This is a genomic window from Streptomyces sp. 13-12-16, from assembly GCF_002114215.1.
GTDB lineage: Bacteria > Actinomycetota > Actinomycetes > Streptomycetales > Streptomycetaceae > Streptomyces.
In genome coordinates this window covers 1-2,941 of record NZ_NCTE01000340.1, presented here as the reverse complement: position 1 = coordinate 2,941, position 2,941 = coordinate 1, and the positions used below count along the sequence as shown (strand labels likewise).

The 2,941-nt window shown below is 75.5% G+C and carries 1 protein-coding gene; it reads left to right on the top strand.

All coding sequences use genetic code 11. The annotated features are described in order from the left end of the window. Positions 1–85: 85 nt before the first annotated feature. On the top strand, positions 86–2,941 hold a 2,856-nt coding region (locus B7767_RS14335; RefSeq protein WP_179167150.1), incomplete at its 3' end, for a DNA repair ATPase.

Below are 2,941 nucleotides of genomic sequence, written 5' to 3'. Positions count from 1 at the left end.
GGCCGGCGCCGGCGGGCCCCACGAGGCGTCCCGCACACCCACGCCGGGCGGGACCGACGCGGCGGCCGACGGCGGCGCCTACCAGGTGCTGCGCGACCGCCTCGCCGCCCAGGCAACCGAACTGGCCCGTCGTGCCGAGGCGTTGAACCACCGCCGCGCCGAGGAGTTCGGCGCCCCCGAACTGCGCCTCACCGGCACCGAGCGACTGCGCACCGACCGCACCGCCGTGCCCCGCGACATCGTCGCCGTCGGCGACGTCCTCCTCTTCGGGTACGAGACCCGGCCCCGGCCCGACCGGGAGACCACGGTCGCCGACGTCCTCGCCCCGCACGACCGCGACCTGGGCCGCCTCCCCGACGACGCGGTCCCCGGGCTCCTCGACGACCCCGGCTTCGTCCGCGAGTTCGCCGCCCTGCACCGCTACTACCGCCAGGCCCGCCTGCTGCGGCTGCGCCGTGTCGACGGCAAGCTGCTCGCCGTCTTCCAGACCGGTGAGAAGGCCGGCGACATCCGCGTCCTGCGCTGGACGATCCCGGAGGACGGCCGGTCGGCGGTCTTCCTGGACGCGCGCGGCGACCGCGACCACGCCCGCACCCCGCCCGCCGACATCGACTGGACGCCCGCCACCCGTGAGGACCACGTCCTCGGCCGCCACCCGCACGTCTCCGTCCGGGGCGAGGTCTTCGTCGACACCCTCGGCGGCACCCTCACCGTCAAGACCGAGAACGACACCGACACCCCGGACGGCGTCCACGGCGAACCGGTCGACGAGCCCCTGCAGTCCCTCGCCGACGCCGAGATCGCCCACGCCCGCGTCGGCCCCCTGATCCTGCTGCGGATCCTCCCCTACAAGGAGACCGCCCACCGCCACCTGGTCTTCAACACCCTCACCCGGTCCGTCGTCCGCCTCGACGGCATCGGACAGGGGGCCCGCCGGCTCCCCGACGACCAGGGCATCGTCTTCCCCGGCGGCTACTGCCTCGCCGCCGGCCCCCACAAGACGTACGAACTCGACACCACCGGCATGGAGTTCGCGCGCGAGGTGCGCTCCCCGTACGGCGAGGACGTGCTGTACGTCTTCCACGCGCCCGGACACGGACGCGCGCTGCTGCTGTCGTACAACCTCATCCGCGAGGCGGTCGCCACCCCGATGGCCTGCCACGGCTGGGCGCTGTTCGACGACGGACTCCTCGCCCTGCTGCGCCCCGACGGCGACGAACCCGCCCGCGTCCACCCCGTGCAGCTGTGGCGCTCGCCCTACGTCTCCGACACCCACGCCGCCGGCCGGCCCGCCGGCGAGGGCCCGCTGGCCCGGGTCGGCAACGCCGACCTCGTACGCGGCATCTCCGACTGCCTGTCCCTGGCCCGCTCCGTCGCCGAGACCACCCCCACCACCGAGGTGTACACGGCCCTGGTGGCCGCCTGCGTCCGCGCCCTGGACACCCACCACTGGCTGGGTGACGGCGAACTCGGCGACCTGCGCGCCCCGCTGGCGGAGATGCGCGCCACCGCAGACCAGGTACTGACCGAGTTCGAGACCGTACGCGACCTCACCCACCGGGCGGCCGAAGCACTCGACGAGGCGGCCGGCCGGATCGCCTCGGTGGTGCGCCGGCTGCGCGGCGAGCAGCCCCGCGAGGCCGCCGCCTGGGTCACCGGACTGACCGAACTCCGCCACGCCCAGGGTCACCTGCTGACCCTGAAGGAGATGCGGTACGCGGACCACGCCCGCATCGACGCGCTCGCCGACGGCGCCGAGGGCGACCTCGCCTCCTTCGGGCAGCGCGCGATCGCCTTCCTGGCCCGCGAGGACGCCTTCGCCGCCCACCACGCGGACGTCGAACGGCTGGTCGCCGACGCCGGGTCGGTCACCACCACCGCCGAGGCCGCCCCGGTCGCCGCCCGCCTGGACGAACTGGCCGACGGGCTGCGCACGGTGACCGAGGTGGTCGCCGGGCTCGACATCACCGACGCCACCGTCCGCACGGCCGTCCTGGAGCGGGTCGCCGAGGCGATGGGCGGCGTCAACCGCGCCCGCGCCACCCTCGACGCCCGCCGCCGGTCCCTCCTCGACCGGGAGGCGCGCGCCGGTTTCGCCGCCGAGCTCTCCCTCCTCGGCCAGACGGTCACCGGCGCCCTCGCGGCGGCGGACACCCCGGAGAGCTGCGACGAACAACTGACCCGGGTACTGGCCCAGCTGGAGGCCCTGGAGTCCCGGTTCGCCGAGTTCGACGACGTCCTCGGCGAGCTCGCCGACCGGCGCACCGAACTCTACGAGGCGTTCTCCGCCCGCAAGCAGAGCCTCTCCGACGCCCGCGCCCGCCGTGCCGAACAGCTCGCCTCCGCCGCCGAGCGCGTACTGGAGACGATCACCCGCCGCTGTGCCGCGCTCCCCGACACCGACGCGGTGAGCACCTACTTCGCCTCCGACCCGCTCGTCACCAAGGTCCGCCGCACCGCCGACGAACTGCGCGGACTCGGCGACCGCGTCCGCGCCGAGGAACTCGACGGCCGGTTGCGCTCCGCCCGCCAGGAGGCCGCCCGCGTCCTGCGCGACCGCACCGACCTCTACGCGGACGGCGGACGCGCCATCCGCCTGGGCGACCACCGGTTCGCCGTCTCCACCCAGCCCCTCGACCTCACCGTCGTCCCGCACGGCGACGGCCTCGCGCTCGCCCTCACCGGCACCGACTACCGCGCCCCCGTCACCGACCCCGCCCTCCTCGCCGACCGCCCGCTGTGGAACCGGCACCTGCCGTCCGAGTCACCCGAGGTCTACCGCGCCGAGCACCTCGCCGCCCGCCTGCTGCACGAACCCGGCCCCGACGCCCTGACCGGCGCCGACGACCTCGCCGCCCTGGTCCGCCGGGCCGCCGAGGAGGCGTACGACGAGGGGTACGAGCGGGGCGTCCACGACCACGACGCCACCGCGATCCTCACC